Annotated in this window: 9 protein-coding genes; all 9 read left to right on the forward strand. The window is 40.9% G+C overall.

Features of this window, described 5'->3' with window-relative positions; translation table 11 throughout:
- The first annotated feature begins 572 nt into the window (after window positions 1-572).
- Complete coding sequence (locus CYJ57_RS04070) at window positions 573-1,505, forward strand: nuclease-related domain-containing protein (RefSeq protein ID WP_101954179.1); 933 nt, start codon at window positions 573-575, stop codon at window positions 1,503-1,505.
- A 270-nt stretch (window positions 1,506-1,775) separates the two neighbouring features.
- Window positions 1,776-9,254 carry a G5 domain-containing protein gene (locus CYJ57_RS04075; protein ID WP_101954180.1) on the forward strand — a complete coding sequence of 2,493 codons (7,479 nt, stop codon included), beginning with the start codon at window positions 1,776-1,778 and terminating at the stop codon, window positions 9,252-9,254.
- Window positions 9,255-9,836: 582 nt separating this feature from the next.
- Window positions 9,837-11,747 carry an ABC-F family ATP-binding cassette domain-containing protein gene (locus CYJ57_RS04080; RefSeq protein ID WP_101954181.1) on the forward strand — a complete coding sequence of 637 codons (1,911 nt, stop codon included), beginning with the start codon at window positions 9,837-9,839 and terminating at the stop codon, window positions 11,745-11,747.
- A gap of 11 nt (window positions 11,748-11,758) precedes the next feature.
- Window positions 11,759-12,247 (forward strand): dihydrofolate reductase, encoded by a 489-nt coding sequence (locus CYJ57_RS04085; protein WP_101954182.1) that lies wholly within the window; start codon window positions 11,759-11,761, stop codon window positions 12,245-12,247.
- A 72-nt stretch (window positions 12,248-12,319) separates the two neighbouring features.
- A complete protein-coding gene (locus tag CYJ57_RS04090) occupies window positions 12,320-12,532 on the forward strand; it encodes a YozE family protein (protein ID WP_006701207.1) in 213 nt (70 codons plus the stop codon).
- A 14-nt stretch (window positions 12,533-12,546) separates the two neighbouring features.
- Window positions 12,547-13,272 carry a purine-nucleoside phosphorylase gene (deoD, locus tag CYJ57_RS04095; RefSeq protein ID WP_101954183.1) on the forward strand — a complete coding sequence of 242 codons (726 nt, stop codon included), beginning with the start codon at window positions 12,547-12,549 and terminating at the stop codon, window positions 13,270-13,272.
- A gap of 14 nt (window positions 13,273-13,286) precedes the next feature.
- The gene (locus CYJ57_RS04100) at window positions 13,287-14,738 is read left to right on the forward strand and encodes a S41 family peptidase (protein WP_101954184.1); all 1,452 of its coding nucleotides are present in this window, start codon (window positions 13,287-13,289) and stop codon (window positions 14,736-14,738) included.
- 59 nt (window positions 14,739-14,797) lie between these two features.
- On the forward strand, window positions 14,798-15,670 hold the full coding sequence (gene ylqF / locus CYJ57_RS04105) for a ribosome biogenesis GTPase YlqF (RefSeq protein ID WP_101954185.1): 873 nt from the start codon (window positions 14,798-14,800) through the stop codon (window positions 15,668-15,670).
- Entirely contained in the window at window positions 15,660-16,457 is a 798-nt protein-coding gene (locus CYJ57_RS04110; RefSeq protein WP_101954186.1) for a ribonuclease HII, read from the forward strand. The genes ylqF and CYJ57_RS04110 overlap by 11 nt, the downstream gene beginning before the upstream one ends.
- Window positions 16,458-16,479 lie beyond the last annotated feature (22 nt).

Genomic DNA, 16,479 nt, shown 5'->3' on the forward strand with positions numbered 1-16,479 from the left:
CCCAGTTGGCAGAGCAAGTGTACTTACATTATTGAACCGCCGTATACGAGAACCGTACGTACGGTGGTGTGAGAGGACGACTAATCAACTAATGATTAGTCTCCTACTCGATTGTGTAGGGTGTAGCGTGGTTTAAGTTGGTTTGGCGATGCAGTTTTGGTGGGCTCCGGCTTAGCTTCGACGGGATTTCGACGCGTTTTCTGTTTGTGTCGGCTCATAAACAGAAACCTGTGTTGCTTTTCAGTTTATGGTGACTCATAAACAGAAACCTGTGTTGCTTTTCAGTTTGTGGTGACTCATAAACAGAAACCTGTGTTGCTTTTCAGTTTATGGGAACTCATAAACAGAAACTTTTGCGTGTTTTCAGTTTATGGCGACTCATAAACAGAATCTTTTGTGGGTTTTCAGTTTATGGCATCTCATAAACAGAAAGCGTCGGTTGGGTCTCTCTGTTTGCGAACCCAGTCACAATCTCAATCAACGTATTCCTTTTCACAAAATCATCAAAAAATCAAAATCGTACAAAGATTTTAGGAGATTTGGTGTATTTATTATGAGAAGGAGGGAAAATTATGTCTGAGTTAAACTATTTACTCTATCGCATGTTTCGTGGTGACGAGGTCAGCAAGCTGGACAACTTAGTGAAGGGATACAGAGGTGAACAGGACTTCGCGCAGATTGTGCAGCAGTTCCTGCCATCAAACTCACTCTACATGCAAGACTTTATCTTTGAAATGCCGGGTTACGCACAAATCGACGGCTTACTAATCACACCGACGGAGATTCATTTATATGAAATCAAGAATTACGACGCGCACTGTTCCATTCAAAACAACCGGCTCTATTATAACGAGCACCATCTGCAACACAACCCAATGATCCAACTGATGAGAGCGACGGATTCGTTCAACAATATCTTAATAAAGGAACAAATCCCAATCACAGTACACCCGCACCTTGTACTCATCCATCCATATGGAACCTTTGAAACGGATGGTTCATCGGAAATTTCCGTCCTCACGCGACACCAGTTGCGCCACCACTTCCAACAAATCGGGCAACGCGCCAACGCAAAATGGATTATCAATCCTAACAAACTAGCACAAATCTTAGCCGATTACAGAATCGTCGACTGGCACGATTATCACACAGACTTACCACTTGACCCAACCAAGTTGAAACGTGGAATCTACTGTCTGCACTGTGGTAGTTACAGAATACAAGCCAGCAAACATAACTTAAGGTGCGAGCATTGTAAGAGTCAGACCCCCAAAAAAGAAGTGTTGAAATACTTAATCCACGAGTGCTCCACACTGACATCGGGTGAGATACTTAGACCAGACATCCTATTCGATTTATCTGAAGATATCTTCAATCGAAAGTGGGTCTACAAAATCCTTAGCGAGACACTACCTAAACACCATCGAGGGCAGTATCACAAACCCACTGCAACCCCATACCTGCCCATCATGCTAGACCTGTACGATAGGTTAGGAAAGAATTGAAAAAGCAGCCCGTAAAAATTCGTTTAGTGGAAGCTTCATAACACGATAACTTGCTATTTTTTCGGTTTGCGACACCTCATAACACGAAAATCACGGTCAAAGAGATTAAAGGTTAATGATTCATTCACATATGAAAACAGAATCATTAAAAATATAAATTACACAAAAAACATGGATTGAATATGCTAAATAGTTGGTAGCGGTGATATTATGTGTTATAATTAATTACATTTATAACGTAATTAAAAATATAAGTAAGAGGTAGGATATATGGACAAACAATACAGATATACATTACGTAAGTCAACCTTAGGGTTAGCGAGCGTGGCGATTGCTGCGTTTCTAGCCGGGCAAGCGCCAACCGTTTTAGGCGCGGAGGAAGCGGAGCACGTCGTTAACGAAACCGTACTTCCCCCAGAAGAAGCGGATGCTTCCTTAACGTTAGAAGAAACAGCAGTATCTGCTAATTCTGACGCGCACTCACTTGAGAAAGCGGAAGCATCAAATGATGAAATTACGCCAATGTCTGATGCGACCGAGATGCTTGAAAACGATACGGCGGAAGATGTTTTCAATTACGCAAACGATGAAGCGGAAATTAAAGATTTTAACGAAGAAGAACGCTATCGCTCCACGCAATTAGAACAAGGTGGGGGAACTAGAAAAGATTTTAGAGACACACCCAGTCTCGATAAACATGTAGACGGTTTCAAATATAATACCGCAGAACCAAGTGTAACCTCTCCTGATAAAACCCGATGGGGTGTTCAAATTGAGTTTGATAAAGAAAAAGGGCAACGAACCTATACTGATTTCTACTTTACTAACGGAGGTAAGCTTGGCCATGTATTAGATACCGGAAGCGTTTCAGCCAATGAAGTAGGCGATAAAATACTTGATAACTCTGAAGCGCCGAATTATAAGGCTAAGACTGAAATAAATATAAACGGATCTAGAGATCAGAGAAATATAAATCTTTATGCTACCGAAGAAGATTTAAAGTACTTAAATGACAAAGATAATAGTAAAGTCATCATGGCTTGGGAGAGTCATTATAGAAAAGACAACCCGAATGGTTTAAAAGCCACCCAGGGAGAATCCTCTGCCTTCGGATTCTCAGTCAACCCATGGCCAAATGAAAATGACCAGCTTTCACTGATAACTTTAAGTGGTAGCCATGATGAAAAAGTATATGTCAACGGTCAGACTTTCACAACCGGCGTAACTGTATCAAACCTTGATGCCAACGCTAGAGAAAGACTAGTCGGCCAAGTCTACCATCCAGAAACAGGCCAAGTTGTCCCAGGTGCTAGAGCCTACATCAATGACCAAGACAAAGTTGTCATTGAAATGCCACAAGGTGCCGTAAATGCCGATGGGACTGTCAACGAAGACTCTATCTTCTACAAGGATAAAAACTATAAGGGCCTTCAAAGCCTTAAGGTAAAATTCTTTGCCCGCCCAAGAACAGCTGAAGAATTTAAAACTATTGCTGAGTCAAATGAAGGAATCTACACAGAAACTGGTGCAGGCACAGCTACAATCAGCCACAAAGGCCAAGATGTAGTTATCAACAAGCAAGGTATAGCTCGTTACGACCACTACAATAAAGTAGGAGAATTCACTCTAAACCTTGACGATACCAAACACCATGACCAAGACTATGTTGACCAAGATGGAGATCTCACAGAATCTGAATCTGCATCATATGTTAAACCAGGTGTCCCTTATAAGGTAAACAACAACAATGATGATTCAATAAAAGATATTACAGAAGCAGTAAATAAAGGCCATGCTCATGCTGCTCTTGACCTTAGCCTTATAGAAAAAATAAACGCAGGTAAAGATCCAGAGGATCAATGGCAGGTAAAAGGTACTGATGGAGCCTTAACTGAAATTATCATTACTGCACCTAAAAGTGCAAAAGCTGGGGACTTTGTGTCATTTTCTGTCAAATACACCTATACAAATGGTTCTGTAGACACTCATAAGATGGTATTTGTCGTAAAAGAATCTGGCAACAATATACCACAGTACTATTCACAAGTCTTATATCCGACAGAATCAGCAACATCTCTGCCTCATCTTTCTATTGAAGCAAACGACCAAGATAAGAGGAAACCAGTTAAATATTCAATAGAGAAAAGCCCATATACTGATGACCACGGAAACGAATGGACTGCTTCAATCGATCCTGAAACAGGAATGGTTACTGCAACGCCGAAGGTTGCAAAAGATTTTATCGGTGGTGAAAAGCTAGTTGTCCCTGTCACAGCCCATTATGAAGAAGAAGGAAATCCAGAAATAACATTCACTGAGCAGGCAAGGGCAGCATTCATTATAAAACAAAAAGATAATCTACCACCAAGATATGATGCCAAAAATGGTAAGGCTGGCGATACTTTAACTTCTACTCCTATCGTAAAACAAGATGGCGGTATCGATACTAGAACGCCAGTAAGTTATTCAATAGATAAAACAGAGTACACAGATAACAAGGGTAATACTTGGACAGTGTCAATTGATGAAAAAACAGGTGTGGTAACAGCAAATATCCCTAATATAAAAGATGGAGATAAGCTAGACGGGACTATCATCTCCGTGCCAGTCACAGCTCACTACGTAGAAAATGGGCAAGATGTTGGGACTGAAGTAGCAAACGCTCAATTCTTAGCCTCTGGGACAAATAATATAATAGAACACGTAGAAAAAATCCCATTTGAAGTAAAAGTTGAAGAAAACAAAGAACTAGCAAAAGGCGAATGGAGATATAAAAAAGTTGACGGTGTAGAACAAACAGGTCAAGAAGGTGAAATTAAAACTACTTGGACAATAGAAAACTCTAAAGTAGTAGATACAAAGGTTGAGAGAACAGAACCAGTTGCTGCTATCATTGAAGTCGGTAGCAAAGACTTTGAAGGCACCCTTGAATACGTCGACAAGGACCCAATTCCATTTGAAACTGAAGTAATTGTCGATCCAAGCCTTGCACCAAATGTAATCGTAGAAGATCAAAAGGGTGAACTTGGGGAAAAACAAACGCCAGTAACCAGAGAAATCAAAAATGGAGTGGCTGGAGAAGAAAAACGTGGAGAAGCAACAGTTACTAAGGAACCTGTTAAAAGAAAGATAAGAGTTGGTTCCAATACTAAAGGCCAATACAAGGAAACAGAAATCATTCCATTTAAAACGGAAGTCAAAAAAGATCCAACGCTTAAAAAAGGTGAGTGGAAATACGCTGAAGTTGATGGTGTTCCTCAAACTGGTGAAAATGGTCTGAAAGAAAGAATTGTTACTATAGAAAATTCTCAGGTAACTAATGAGTCAGAATATAAGACAATTAAAGAACCTAAGAATGCTGTTATCCTAGTAGGTGACGAAGACTTCACTGGCAAGGTTGAATATGTAGACAAAGACCCAGTACCATTTGAAACTGAAGTAACAATTGATCCTAGCTTAGAACCAAACCAAATTGTGGAAGACCAAGCCGGAGTTCTTGGTGAACAAGAAACCAAGGTTACAAGAGAAATCAAGAATGGGGAAGCTGGAGAAGAAGTACGTGGAGAAACCACACAAACTAGACTACCAGTAAACAGAAAAATCAGAATAGGTGCCAAATCTAATGGTACACACACAATTGAAGAAAAAGTAGAAGTACCATTTGAAGTTGAAATCCAATTTGACGACAGACTAAAACCAGGAGAACAAAAAGTAACTCAAGAAGGTATACCTGGAGAAAAAACCAGAACTACTACTCTAACAATAGTAAACGGTGAGGTAACTAAAACTCAATCAGGTGAATTTACTGAAACCAAGGCTCCTACAAAGAAAATTATTAAAGTAGGTAGAAATACTGAAGGGGAAGTAAAACACGTAGAAGAAATACCATTTAAATACGAAGTTAAAGAAGTAGACACTCTCAAAAAAGGTGAATATAAGATTGAAAAACCTGGTAAAGTTGGAACAAAAATAACAACATGGACCATCAAAAACTCTCAAGTAGATGGTGAACCTAAGGTAGAAATAGTAGAGCCAGAAGATGCTCTAATCTACGTAGGTAAGGGGACAAATAGCGGTACTCACGACGTAGTAGAAAAAGTTCCAGTACCATTTGAAACCATTATCGAATTTGATGACAGTCTTGCACCAGGTGAAACAAAAGTAGTAACTGAAGGTTCACTTGGAGAGAAAACAAGGACAAACACTCTAACTATTGAAGATGGTAAAGTTACAGAAACCAAAGAAGGAACATTTGAACAAAATATAGCTCCTGTAAATAGAGTTATAAAAGTTGGTAGAAACACTGACGGAGAAGTAGTCCACAAGGAAGAAATACCATTTAAATACACTGTAGAATATGATCCTAGCGTTGAAGCAGGAAAATATGTAGAAGAAACTCCAGGTAAAGTCGGCCAAAGAATTACCACTTGGACGATTAAAAATTCTAAAGTTGTTGGCGAGCCATCTGTAGTAGAAACTAAGCCAGTTGATGCAGTAATCAAAGTTGGTAGCAAAGACTACACAGGTACTTTCACAACAACAAAGACAGAAGCTGTTCAATTTGAAACAGAATATGTTGTTAACACTGAATTAAAGCCAGGCGAAGTAAATGTAAAACAAGAAGGACAACTTGGTCAAAAAGAAACACAAGTTACTCATACCATCGTGAATGGTGAAGTAACCGAATCAAAAGAAGGCGAAACAAAACAATCTATAGCTCCAATTAAGAGGATTGTAGAAATTGGTCCTGGAAAAACAGATGGAACTCACACTTATACAAGCAAAAAGCCATTTGAAGTAGAAGTAAGAGTAAACCCAGAGCTTCCAAAAGGTGAATACAAGGTAGTTCAAAAAGGTGTTGAAGGTGAAGAAGAATATACCATTACGATTGAAAACTCAAAAGTAACCAACACTTCAGAACCAAGAGAAACTAAAGCACCAGTTAACGAAATTATCGAAGTGGGTAGCCAAGACTTCACGGGTACTCATGAAACCAAGAAGACAAGACCTATTGAGTATGAAACAGAATACGTTGTAGATAATTCACTAGAACCAGGTACAACTGTAGTTGAACAAGAAGGATCATTAGGTGAAGAAACAATCACGGTTACTCATACAATCGTAAATGGTCAAGTTACAGAGTCAAAAGAAAGCGATCCTGTACAAATCAAAGCTCCAGTTAAGAGAATCGTAAAAGTTGGAGCAGCTAAGACTGATGGAACTCATGAATACACAAATAAGATTCCTTATGAAGTGGAAATTAGAGTAAATCCTAATCTTAAGAAGGGTGAACGTAATGTCATCCAAAAAGGTGAAGTTGGTGAAGAAAAATATACTCTAACGATTGAAAACTCTAAGGTAACCAATACGACTGGCCCAGTTAGAACAAAAGAACCTAAGCCAGAAATCATCGAAGTTGGTAGTGCAGACTACACAGGTGAGTTTGAATATATTGATAAGGAAGTGATTCCATTTGATACCAAGGTTACTATCAATCCAAACCTTGCACCAAATGAAATCAAAGAAATTACACCAGGTGAAGTTGGTTCTAAAGAAAGAAAAGTAACTCAAAAGTACACTAATGGTGAAAAAGGTGAATTAGTTGTTGGTGAATACGAAACAACTAAAGAACCTGTAACTAGAGTTATAGAAGTTGGATCTAAGACTGATGGTCAATACAAGGAAACTCATGTAATTCCGTTTGAAACAGAAGTTAGAACAGATTCTTCAATTCCAAAAGGAGAGTGGAGATATGCTATAGTTGAGGGTGTTCCTCAAACAGGTGAATCTGGACTTAAAGAAAGAACTCTTGCAATTGTCAACTCAAAAGTAACAGAAGAATCTGAATTTAAGACTACTAGAGAGCCTAAGAATGCTGTAATTCTTGTTGGTGAAGGCTCTACTGACGGCCAAGTAAAACACACAGAAGAAATTCCATTTGGATATAAAGTAGAAGAATCAGACGAACTTAAACCAGGTGAATACAAGATTGTAAAACCAGGCAAGGTTGGAACAATAACTACAACATGGACTATCAAAGATTCTAAAGTTGTTGGCGAACCTCACGTAGAAAGAGTAGAAGCAGAAGATGCTCTTATCCAAGTAGGCAAGGGAACTCCTGATGGTACTCACGATTTCAAAGAAAAGAAAGAACTTCCTTTCGAAACAATTATAGAATATGATGATTCCTTAGAGCCAGGCGAAGAAAAAGTTGTTCAAGAAGGTAAGCCAGGTGAACAAGAAAGAACTAATACTATCGTTATAAAAGATGGTAAGGTTGTTGAAATCAAAGAAGGCGAGTTCAAGACAACTACAGAACCTGTTAATAAGATTATTAAAATTGGTAGAAAAAAACCTGAAGGTGAAACTACTAAAGAAGTTGAAAGAGAAATTCCTTTTGAAACAAAGGTAATCTATGATGAAACTCTAGAAGCTGGATTTCAAGAAATAGAAAAAGAAGGTAAACCAGGCAAGGAAAAAGTAACTATCACTACAAAACTTGTTGATGGTAAGCTTGAAACTACTGAATCAACTGAAAAAATTGAAGATAAAGAAGATAGGGTAGTAAGGATTGGTATCAAGCCAGTTGTGAAAGAAACAGAACTTGGTCACGATACTGAATACAGACACAACCCAGAGCTTAAAGAAGGCGAAACAAGAGTCATCGAAGAAGGTTCTAAGGGATCTGTGAAATACACAACAACCTTCAATAAGGAAACTGGCAAGCTTGAAGTCAAAGAAGAAAGAGTTGAACCTAAGAATAAGGTCGTAGAATATGGTTCTAAGACGGATGGCGAGTTCACTTACGAAAGTGAAAAAGCATATGATATTATCATTCAAGAAAATCCTAACCTTGAAGCTGGTAAGACTAACGTTATCCAAGAAGGAATAGTAGGAAAAACTGAAACTACTGTTAAGATAGAAAACAGCAAGGAAGTATCTAGGGATACTAAAACAATCACAGAAAAACAAGATAAGATTATAGAAATCGGAACTAAAGACGTCTGTGAAATTCCTCCGTTACCAAAACCAGATATTCCAGACAAGCCTGAAAATCCAGATAAGCCTGAAAATCCAGACAAACCAGGTGAAGAAGATCCGAAAGATCCAAGCAAACCAGGTGAGGAAGATCCGAAAGATCCAAGCAAACCAGGTGAGGAAGATCCAAAAGATCCGGAAAAACCAGGTAAAGAAGATCCAAAAGATCCAGAAACACCAGGTGAAGAAGATCCGAAAGATCCAGAAACACCAGGAGAAGAAGATCCGAAAGATCCAGAAACACCAGGAGAAGAAGATTCGAAAGATCCAGAAAAACCAGGAGAAGAAGATCCAAAAGATCCAAGTAAACCAGGTGAAGAGGATTCAAAAGATCCAGAAACACCAGGTGAAGAAGATTCGAAAGATCCAGAAAAACCAGGTGAAGAAAATCCGAAAGATCCAGAAACACCAGGCGAGAAAGATCCGAAAGATCCAGAAACACCAGGTGAAGAAGATTCGAAAGATCCAGAACAACCAGGTGAACAAGATCCAGAAAATCCAACTAAACCGGGTACTGATCAACCAGGTTCAAATAACTCAACAGAAAAACCAGATACTCTAAGCACTGAATCAGCAACTCAAGTAAATAAAGCAGGTGCGCTACCTGAAACAGGTGAAGAGATGGCAGCTCATATCTTTGGTGCTGCAGCCCTCTCAATCTTATCAGGATTAGGACTTGTTGCTACAAAAGGTCGCAAAGAAGAAGAGTAATAGATTAGGTATCTAATGAGTTATTCAGGATACACTTATAAGCTAAGCAACGATGTTGCTTAGCTTTTTTGCTATGTTTTGTTTTCTGATAACTAAGATGGTTAAATATGAGTGTAGGTTGGTCTGGCTGTGTGTCCACCAAAACCAAAGTAGGAGAGTTATTGGTCTGGCACTCGCACCACCAAACCAAAGTAAATGGAAGATTGGTCTGGCTTGGGCTCCACCAAACCAATTGGAGTGGGTGATTAGTCTGGCTCGGTGTTCACCAAACCAATCAGAGTAGTTTATTGGTCTGGCTCCTGATCCACTAAACCAAAACAAGCGGTTTATTAGTCTGGTTCGGTGTTCGCCAAACCAAAGCAAGTGACTTATTGGTCTGGCTTAGGGGCCGCCAAACCAAAGTAGCTTGGTAATTAGTCTGGCACCCACCCCACCAAACCAATCCGCCCAGAAAATTAATCTATCCCAACAAAACTTTCCTCCTCCCACCGCACCAAAATACCAATGCGGGGCTGGGTGTGGTATGATGAGAGAGCATGAATATGAGGATACCAATCTGTGTGAGGGGAATGAGGTAGCACGATGAAAGAGCTGCGAGTAGAGAATTTATCGAAGACTTACGGCATCAAAAATTTGTTGGATCAAGTGGATTTTTCGATTCGAACGGGAGACCGGGTGGGTCTGATTGGAGCGAACGGTGCTGGAAAGAGTTCTTTTTTGAAGATTTTGAGTGGGGAGGATCCGTATGATAGCGGGGAGATTATTAAGCCCAACGATTATACGATTCGCCTGCTGAACCAGCAGCCTGACTTAAATGAAGATGACACGTTGTTGCAAGCAATCTTTGCGAGTCCGTCACCGTTAGTCAAGTTAGTCTTGCGCTACGAAGAGGTTGTGACGGCACTTCAGAACCATCCCGAAGACGAACGGCTTTTAGATCAGTTCAACCAAGTGAGCGAGCAGATGAATGTGCAAAATGGCTGGGACTTGGAAGTGCAAGCGAAAACGATCTTGCATAAGATGGGGCTTAAGGATTTGCAACGGAAAATCTCAGCGTGTTCTGGAGGAGAGCGTAAGCGCGTGGGGCTGGCGCAAGTACTTATTAGCCAAAGTGATTTGTTAATCTTAGACGAGCCGACCAACCATCTGGATATTGAGTCGATTCGTTGGTTGGAAGATTATTTGGCATCGTATTCTGGCGCGCTGTTAGTGGTCACCCATGACCGATACTTCTTAGAGCGTGTGACCAATAAAATTGTCGAGTTGCGCCAAGGGAAATTTTACGAATATATCGGGAATTATTCAACGTATCTTACAAAAAAACAAGAAGAGTTGGACCGCCTAGCACGGATGGAAGAGAAGCAAGATCGCCTTTTCCAACAAGAGTTAGCTTGGATGCGTAAAGGGGCGAAAGCTCGGACAACCAAACAACAAGCGCGGATTCAACGCTTTGAAAACTTGAAAGACCAAGTAGAATCGCGTGTCAGTGATCAAGAAGCATTGGAAATGAATTTTGATCAAGCACGGATTGGCAATCAAATTATTGAGGCGTCTGACTTGTCGGTTCAAATCGGAGACCATTCAGTGATCCAGGCCTTTACTAAGACGTTTGTAAAAGGAGATCGACTCGGAATTATTGGGCCTAATGGCGTTGGCAAGACAACCTTGCTAAACGCTTTTGCCGGATTCCAGCCGCTCGCTGGAGGACAGCTTTTAGTCGGACAGACAGTGCGCTTAGCGTATTACCGTCAGTTAGATGAAGACTTACCAGGTGACATGCGCGTCTTAAATTATTTAACCCAAGTTGCCGATGAATTTAAGGTGGGGACCGGGCACAGTATTTCCGCTTCGCAAATGTTAGAACGGTTTAACTTTGAACGGTCGACTCATGGGATGCTGATTAGTCAATTATCAGGAGGCGAGCGTCGTCGTTTATACCTGTTGACACTCCTCATCCAAGAGCCAAATGTGTTATTACTGGATGAGCCGACCAACGACTTGGATATTCAGACGCTGCAAGTACTCGAAGATTATTTACTTGAATTCAATGGAGTGGTGATGATCGTTTCGCACGACCGTTACTTCCTCGATAAGACCGTCAACCAAATTCTTCAAATTCAAGGCGATGGGACTTATCAATTCGATTATGGGAATTATTCTGAGTTTCAAGCGAAATACCCAAGCTTGAAAGCCGACGCACCAAGCCCATCGGAGACCGCAACGAACGAATCAAAAACTACGACAAGTTCTAAGCCAACCGAAGCGTCAGCGCAACCGAAGCGCATGACCTATCAAGAGAAGAAAGAATGGGATCAATTGGAGGAACATATCTTACTTCTTGAAGAGAAAATTGATACAATTAAACAAGAAATGGTAGCCAACGGAAGTGATGCAGGCTTACTGATGGACCTGCAAGCCGAATTAGAAGAGACGGAAGCGGCACTGCTTCACGGCTACGAGCGCTACGATTACTTAAGTGAATTAAAACGTTAAGGAGTGAGAAGATGATTCGCTTTGTCTATGCACAAGATGAAAATGGCGGCATCGGCTATCAAAACGAATTGCCGTGGCATTTGCCAAATGACTTGAAATTCTTCAAAGAAACGACGATGGGCCATACGCTCTTAATGGGCCGTAAAACCTTTGAATCAATGAATCGTCGCTTATTACCAGGTCGTAAGACGGTTGTTTTAACGACCAATCCTAATTACTGTCAGGATATTGAAGACTTGACAGTGGTTACCTCTAAAGAAGAAGCGTTAGCCTTAGCTGAAGAGACGGATTTAATGATTGTTGGGGGAGCCGGTGTCTTTTTATCTTTCTTCGATGAAGTCGACGAAATTACTCGGACGGTCATCCATGCGTCATTTAAACATGATGTTTCGATGCCACAAATTGACGCGACACAATTTGAATTGGTGAAACAGCAACACGTTGAAGCGGACGCGGAAAATCCATACCCGCATACGTTTGAGTGGTGGCGTCGTAAATAAAAGATTGCAAACAATCTATTCAACCCTTATGATTAATTGAATAAGAAACTAGATTAAAGGAGTGGGTAATCGTTGACCTTTTACCAATTTATGATGAAATTTGTCGATCCCGAGGCGAATGATCCAATCAGCCGATTGGCGAATCAAATGCACGAAGATATTGATTTCCCGAAACAAAGTCAAGATTTCCATGAAATTTCCGATTATATCGAAGGAAGTTTAGCGTATACACGATTAGTTGCTATATTTGACCAAGCTTGGTTAAATTATCAAAATCATATATAGAAAGAGGAGTAATGATGACCGTTCATATTGGAGCAAAAGTTGGAGATATCGCAAAAGTCGTTCTATTTCCTGGCGACCCATTGCGCGCAAAATATATTGCTGATAATTACTTAGAAGATGTCACTCAATATAATACCATTCGAAATATGTTTGGCTATACGGGGACGTATCAAGGCGTTCGTATTTCTGTTCAAGGGTCTGGGATGGGGATCCCTTCAGCCATGATCTATGCGGAAGAATTATATACTGAATACGGCGTGGAATTAATTATGCGTATTGGTTCCGCAGGTGCAATGAAATCTGAAGTAAAAGTACGTGACTTAGTCTTCGGTCAAGGCGCTACGACGGATTCAGGTATTTTACATCATATTTTCGAAGGACAAGTGCATTATTCAGCGATTGCTAGCTTTGATGCGCTTGATGCAGCGTATCATATTGCAACGGAAGTAATGCGTCCTGAAAAAATTCATGTTGGGAATATTTTATCGAGCGATCGTTTCTATAATGAAGAGATGGATAAAGCAAAACTGGCTCGTTACGGTGTCCTAGCGGTAGAGATGGAAGCAGCGGGTCTATATGCTGTCGCCGCAAAACATAATAAACGTGCTTTAGCGATGTGTACCATTAGCGATCATTTGATTACGGGTGAAGAGACAACCGCTGAAGAACGTCAAAATTCATTTACTGAAATGATGGAAATTGCTTTAAAAACAGCTGTAAAGATGAATGATCAATTATAGGAAGAAGTGAGATCATGACAGACAAACGTCTGAAAAGACCCCTAATTTGGCTAATGGTGAGTGTAGTAACCTTAATCACCCTCTGTCTGCCGCTACAAACGGCAGAAGGATTCAATTGGTTTACCGGTCAAGAGATTGAAGAACCCTTAACAGAAAAAGATTTACAAAAGTTGATTGAAGTCTACAACACCATTCAGACTGATTATATTGAGGAAGTTGATAAGAAGCAGTTGCTTGAAGGTGCCCTAAAAGGGATGGTTCAAGCTTTAGAGGATCCGTATTCTGAGTATTTAAATACGGATGAATCCGACAGTCTGAACGAGACGGTAGAGGGAGAATTTACCGGAATTGGTGTGCAATTTATGATGGAAAATGGCCAAGTCAAGGTCGTGACACCGATTGAAGGGACACCGGCGGCTGAAGTGGGGATTCAACCGAACGATGTAATTTTGGAAGCGGATGGCACTGAACTTTCTGGGATGGATACCAATGAGGTCGTACGAATTATTCGCGGAGAAGAGGGCACAACAATCAAGTTGAAAGTCCAACGCGGTTCATCTGTGATTGACTTGGAGATAACTCGTGCGCGGATTCCAATTATTACCGTGACGGGTGAAGTTGCCGAAGCAGATCCGTCAGCAGGCGTGGTAAAAATTACCCAATTTAACGGCACAACTTATGATGAATTGCTCGAAGTAATTGACGATTTGCGCCAACAAAATGTCACATCCTTTGTCTTTGATTTGCGAAATAATCCGGGAGGCTTGTTGGATCAAGCATTACGAATCTGCAATCTCTTCTTAGAAGATGGTCAAATGATTATGCATATTGAAGAAGGAACCGGCCCGGTCTATGATTATCCAGCGAGCGATAAAGAATATGGTGAAAGCCAAGTAACCGAACCGTATGTCGTCTTAGTAAATAAAGGAAGTGCGAGTGCCAGTGAAATTTTTGCGGCAGCCATTCAAGAAAATACTGATGCACTGGTCCTTGGTAATCAGACCTTTGGTAAAGGAACGGTCCAAACCATCACCAACGCATCAGAATTGGGTGAGTTGAAATTAACTTCCGCACGTTGGTTAACACCCAATAAGCATTGGATTCACGGTGAAGGGGTTGCGGTTGATGAAGAAATTGAAGTCCACCCAATTTATCAATCTCTTGTGATGCAAGCAGACGAAATTTTAAACTTTGGTATGCGTAATGAATTTGTAGCGTCACTACGGGCTGTCCTTAATCAACTCGATTATGATGTTGAACTGGGAGATCTATATGATGAGTCAGTTGTTGAAGCCGTTAAAGCATTTCAAACAGACCATCAACTTGACCCAACTGGTGAAGTAACGGGTGAGACGGCTGAGAAAATTAACCAATTAGCGCGTGAATATATTCAAACGCACGATGAACAATTAGATGCTGCCATTGAGCGATTACTCGAGTTAACAGAGCAAGATCAAGCAGCATAGTACAATGGATTCCTGGCACTTTGCCAGGAATTTTTAATCAAAATAAGGAGGTTATGACGATGACAATTCAATGGTATCCCGGCCATATGGCTAAGGCCAAGCGACTGGCCATTGAAAAATTATCGATGGTTGATATTGTTGTAGAACTGATTGATGCGCGGATTCCACAGTCGAGCCGCAATCCAGTGATTGATGAGATTATTGGATCAAAACGACGAGTCATTGCAATGAATAAAGCGGATTTAGCAGATCCAGTTGCCACGCGAGAGTGGGTTCAAACTTTCCAATCCCAAGGGCATGCGGCGATCGCGATTGATGCGCAACACCAAAAAGGCATTCGTCAGTTAAAAGAATTGATTCGAAAAGAGATGGCACCAGTATTCGAAGAACAAGCTGCCAAAGGCATTTTATCTAAAAATATTCGTTTGATGATTTTAGGAATTCCGAATGTGGGTAAATCTACTTTGATTAATCGATTTGTCGGCAAAAATCAAGCGATTACGGGGAATAAACCGGGTGTGACGAAAGCACAACGCTGGTTGAAGATAGACCGCGACTTTGAATTGCTGGATACACCAGGGATTTTGTGGCCAAAATTCGAAGATCAAACCATTGGCATGAAATTGGCCATTACAGGCGCGATTAAAGACGATTTGCTGCATATGGATGACTTAGCCTTATGGTTATTAGAGTATCTATTAGAACGCCAACCAGAGCGGTTATTTGAACGCTATCGAATTAACGCAGCCGAGATTGAACAAATGACGTATCCGGAAGTATTATTGTTGATGACGGAGCGAATGAATTTTGGCGATGACTTCGATGCATTTAGTGAGCGTATGATTCATGATTATCGTAAGGGAATTTTAGGTCAATATACGTTAGATGAACCCGATGGAGATCAAGCGACGGGAGAAGTCGATGGAAAATAAATTAAGTATAGTGGAAATTAAAGCCCGCATGGAAGCTGAAACATTTACTGAGGCGGAGTGGCAAGATTGGCAAGCCGATTCGCGTAAAGGGGTTCAACAATTAATCCAACGCCACAAGCGACGACTCGAAAAGCATCAAGCCAAGTTGGAAGCCTTTGAAGCGCGACTCACTTATGAACGACAACTTCACCAAGCTGGATATTCATTGATTGCAGGCGTTGATGAGGTGGGGCGGGGTCCAATTGCGGGGCCTGTCGTGGCTGCCGCGGTGATTCTGCCGACGGATTTGAGTGCCAAAGAATGGATTGAGATAAATGATTCTAAGACCTTGTCGTTTGCGCAACGCGAACAGTATGCTCAATTTATTCAGTCCGAAGCATTAGCTTATCAAATTGTCGAAGTATCGAATAAACAAATCGATCAACTCAATATCTTAAATGCCACCAAACTTGCAATGCAACAAGCTCTAGCAGAACTGACTCCAAAGCCAGATTATGCGTTAATTGATGCAGTCACTGTGCCTAATTTGGCAATATCTCAACAAGCAATCATCAAAGGAGATCAGCGTTCGCTATCCATTGCAGCCGCCAGTATTATTGCTAAAGTCCATCGAGACGATTGGATGATTCAATTGGCAGAACGCTACCCAGAGTTCCAATTTGAACAAAATATGGGGTATGGGACCGCCGCTCATATCGAAGCGTTGCACCATTACGGAGTGACACCATATCACCGCCAAAGCTTCGCTCCTGTTCCGTCGATTCAAAAGCGTTATACTGAAAAGTAACAGAGTTTCACTAATTAAGTTA

Origin of the sequence: Falseniella ignava (assembly GCF_002847645.1) — a bacterium.
In the GTDB taxonomy this organism is placed as follows: Bacteria; Bacillota; Bacilli; order Lactobacillales; family Aerococcaceae; genus Falseniella; species Falseniella ignava.

What these genes read in the sequence shown, in the direction of transcription:
- deoD (WP_101954183.1), top strand. Translation starts at nt 12,547, where the DNA reads ATGACCGTTCATATTGGAGCAAAAGTTGGAGATATCGCAAAAGTCGTT.
- CYJ57_RS04080 (WP_101954181.1), top strand. Translation starts at nt 9,837, where the DNA reads ATGAAAGAGCTGCGAGTAGAGAATTTATCGAAGACTTACGGCATCAAA.
- CYJ57_RS04075 (WP_101954180.1), top strand. Translation starts at nt 1,776, where the DNA reads ATGGACAAACAATACAGATATACATTACGTAAGTCAACCTTAGGGTTA.
- ylqF (WP_101954185.1), top strand. Translation starts at nt 14,798, where the DNA reads ATGACAATTCAATGGTATCCCGGCCATATGGCTAAGGCCAAGCGACTG.
- CYJ57_RS04085 (WP_101954182.1), top strand. Translation starts at nt 11,759, where the DNA reads ATGATTCGCTTTGTCTATGCACAAGATGAAAATGGCGGCATCGGCTAT.
- CYJ57_RS04070 (WP_101954179.1), top strand. Translation starts at nt 573, where the DNA reads ATGTCTGAGTTAAACTATTTACTCTATCGCATGTTTCGTGGTGACGAG.
- CYJ57_RS04100 (WP_101954184.1), top strand. Translation starts at nt 13,287, where the DNA reads ATGACAGACAAACGTCTGAAAAGACCCCTAATTTGGCTAATGGTGAGT.
- CYJ57_RS04110 (WP_101954186.1), top strand. Translation starts at nt 15,660, where the DNA reads ATGGAAAATAAATTAAGTATAGTGGAAATTAAAGCCCGCATGGAAGCT.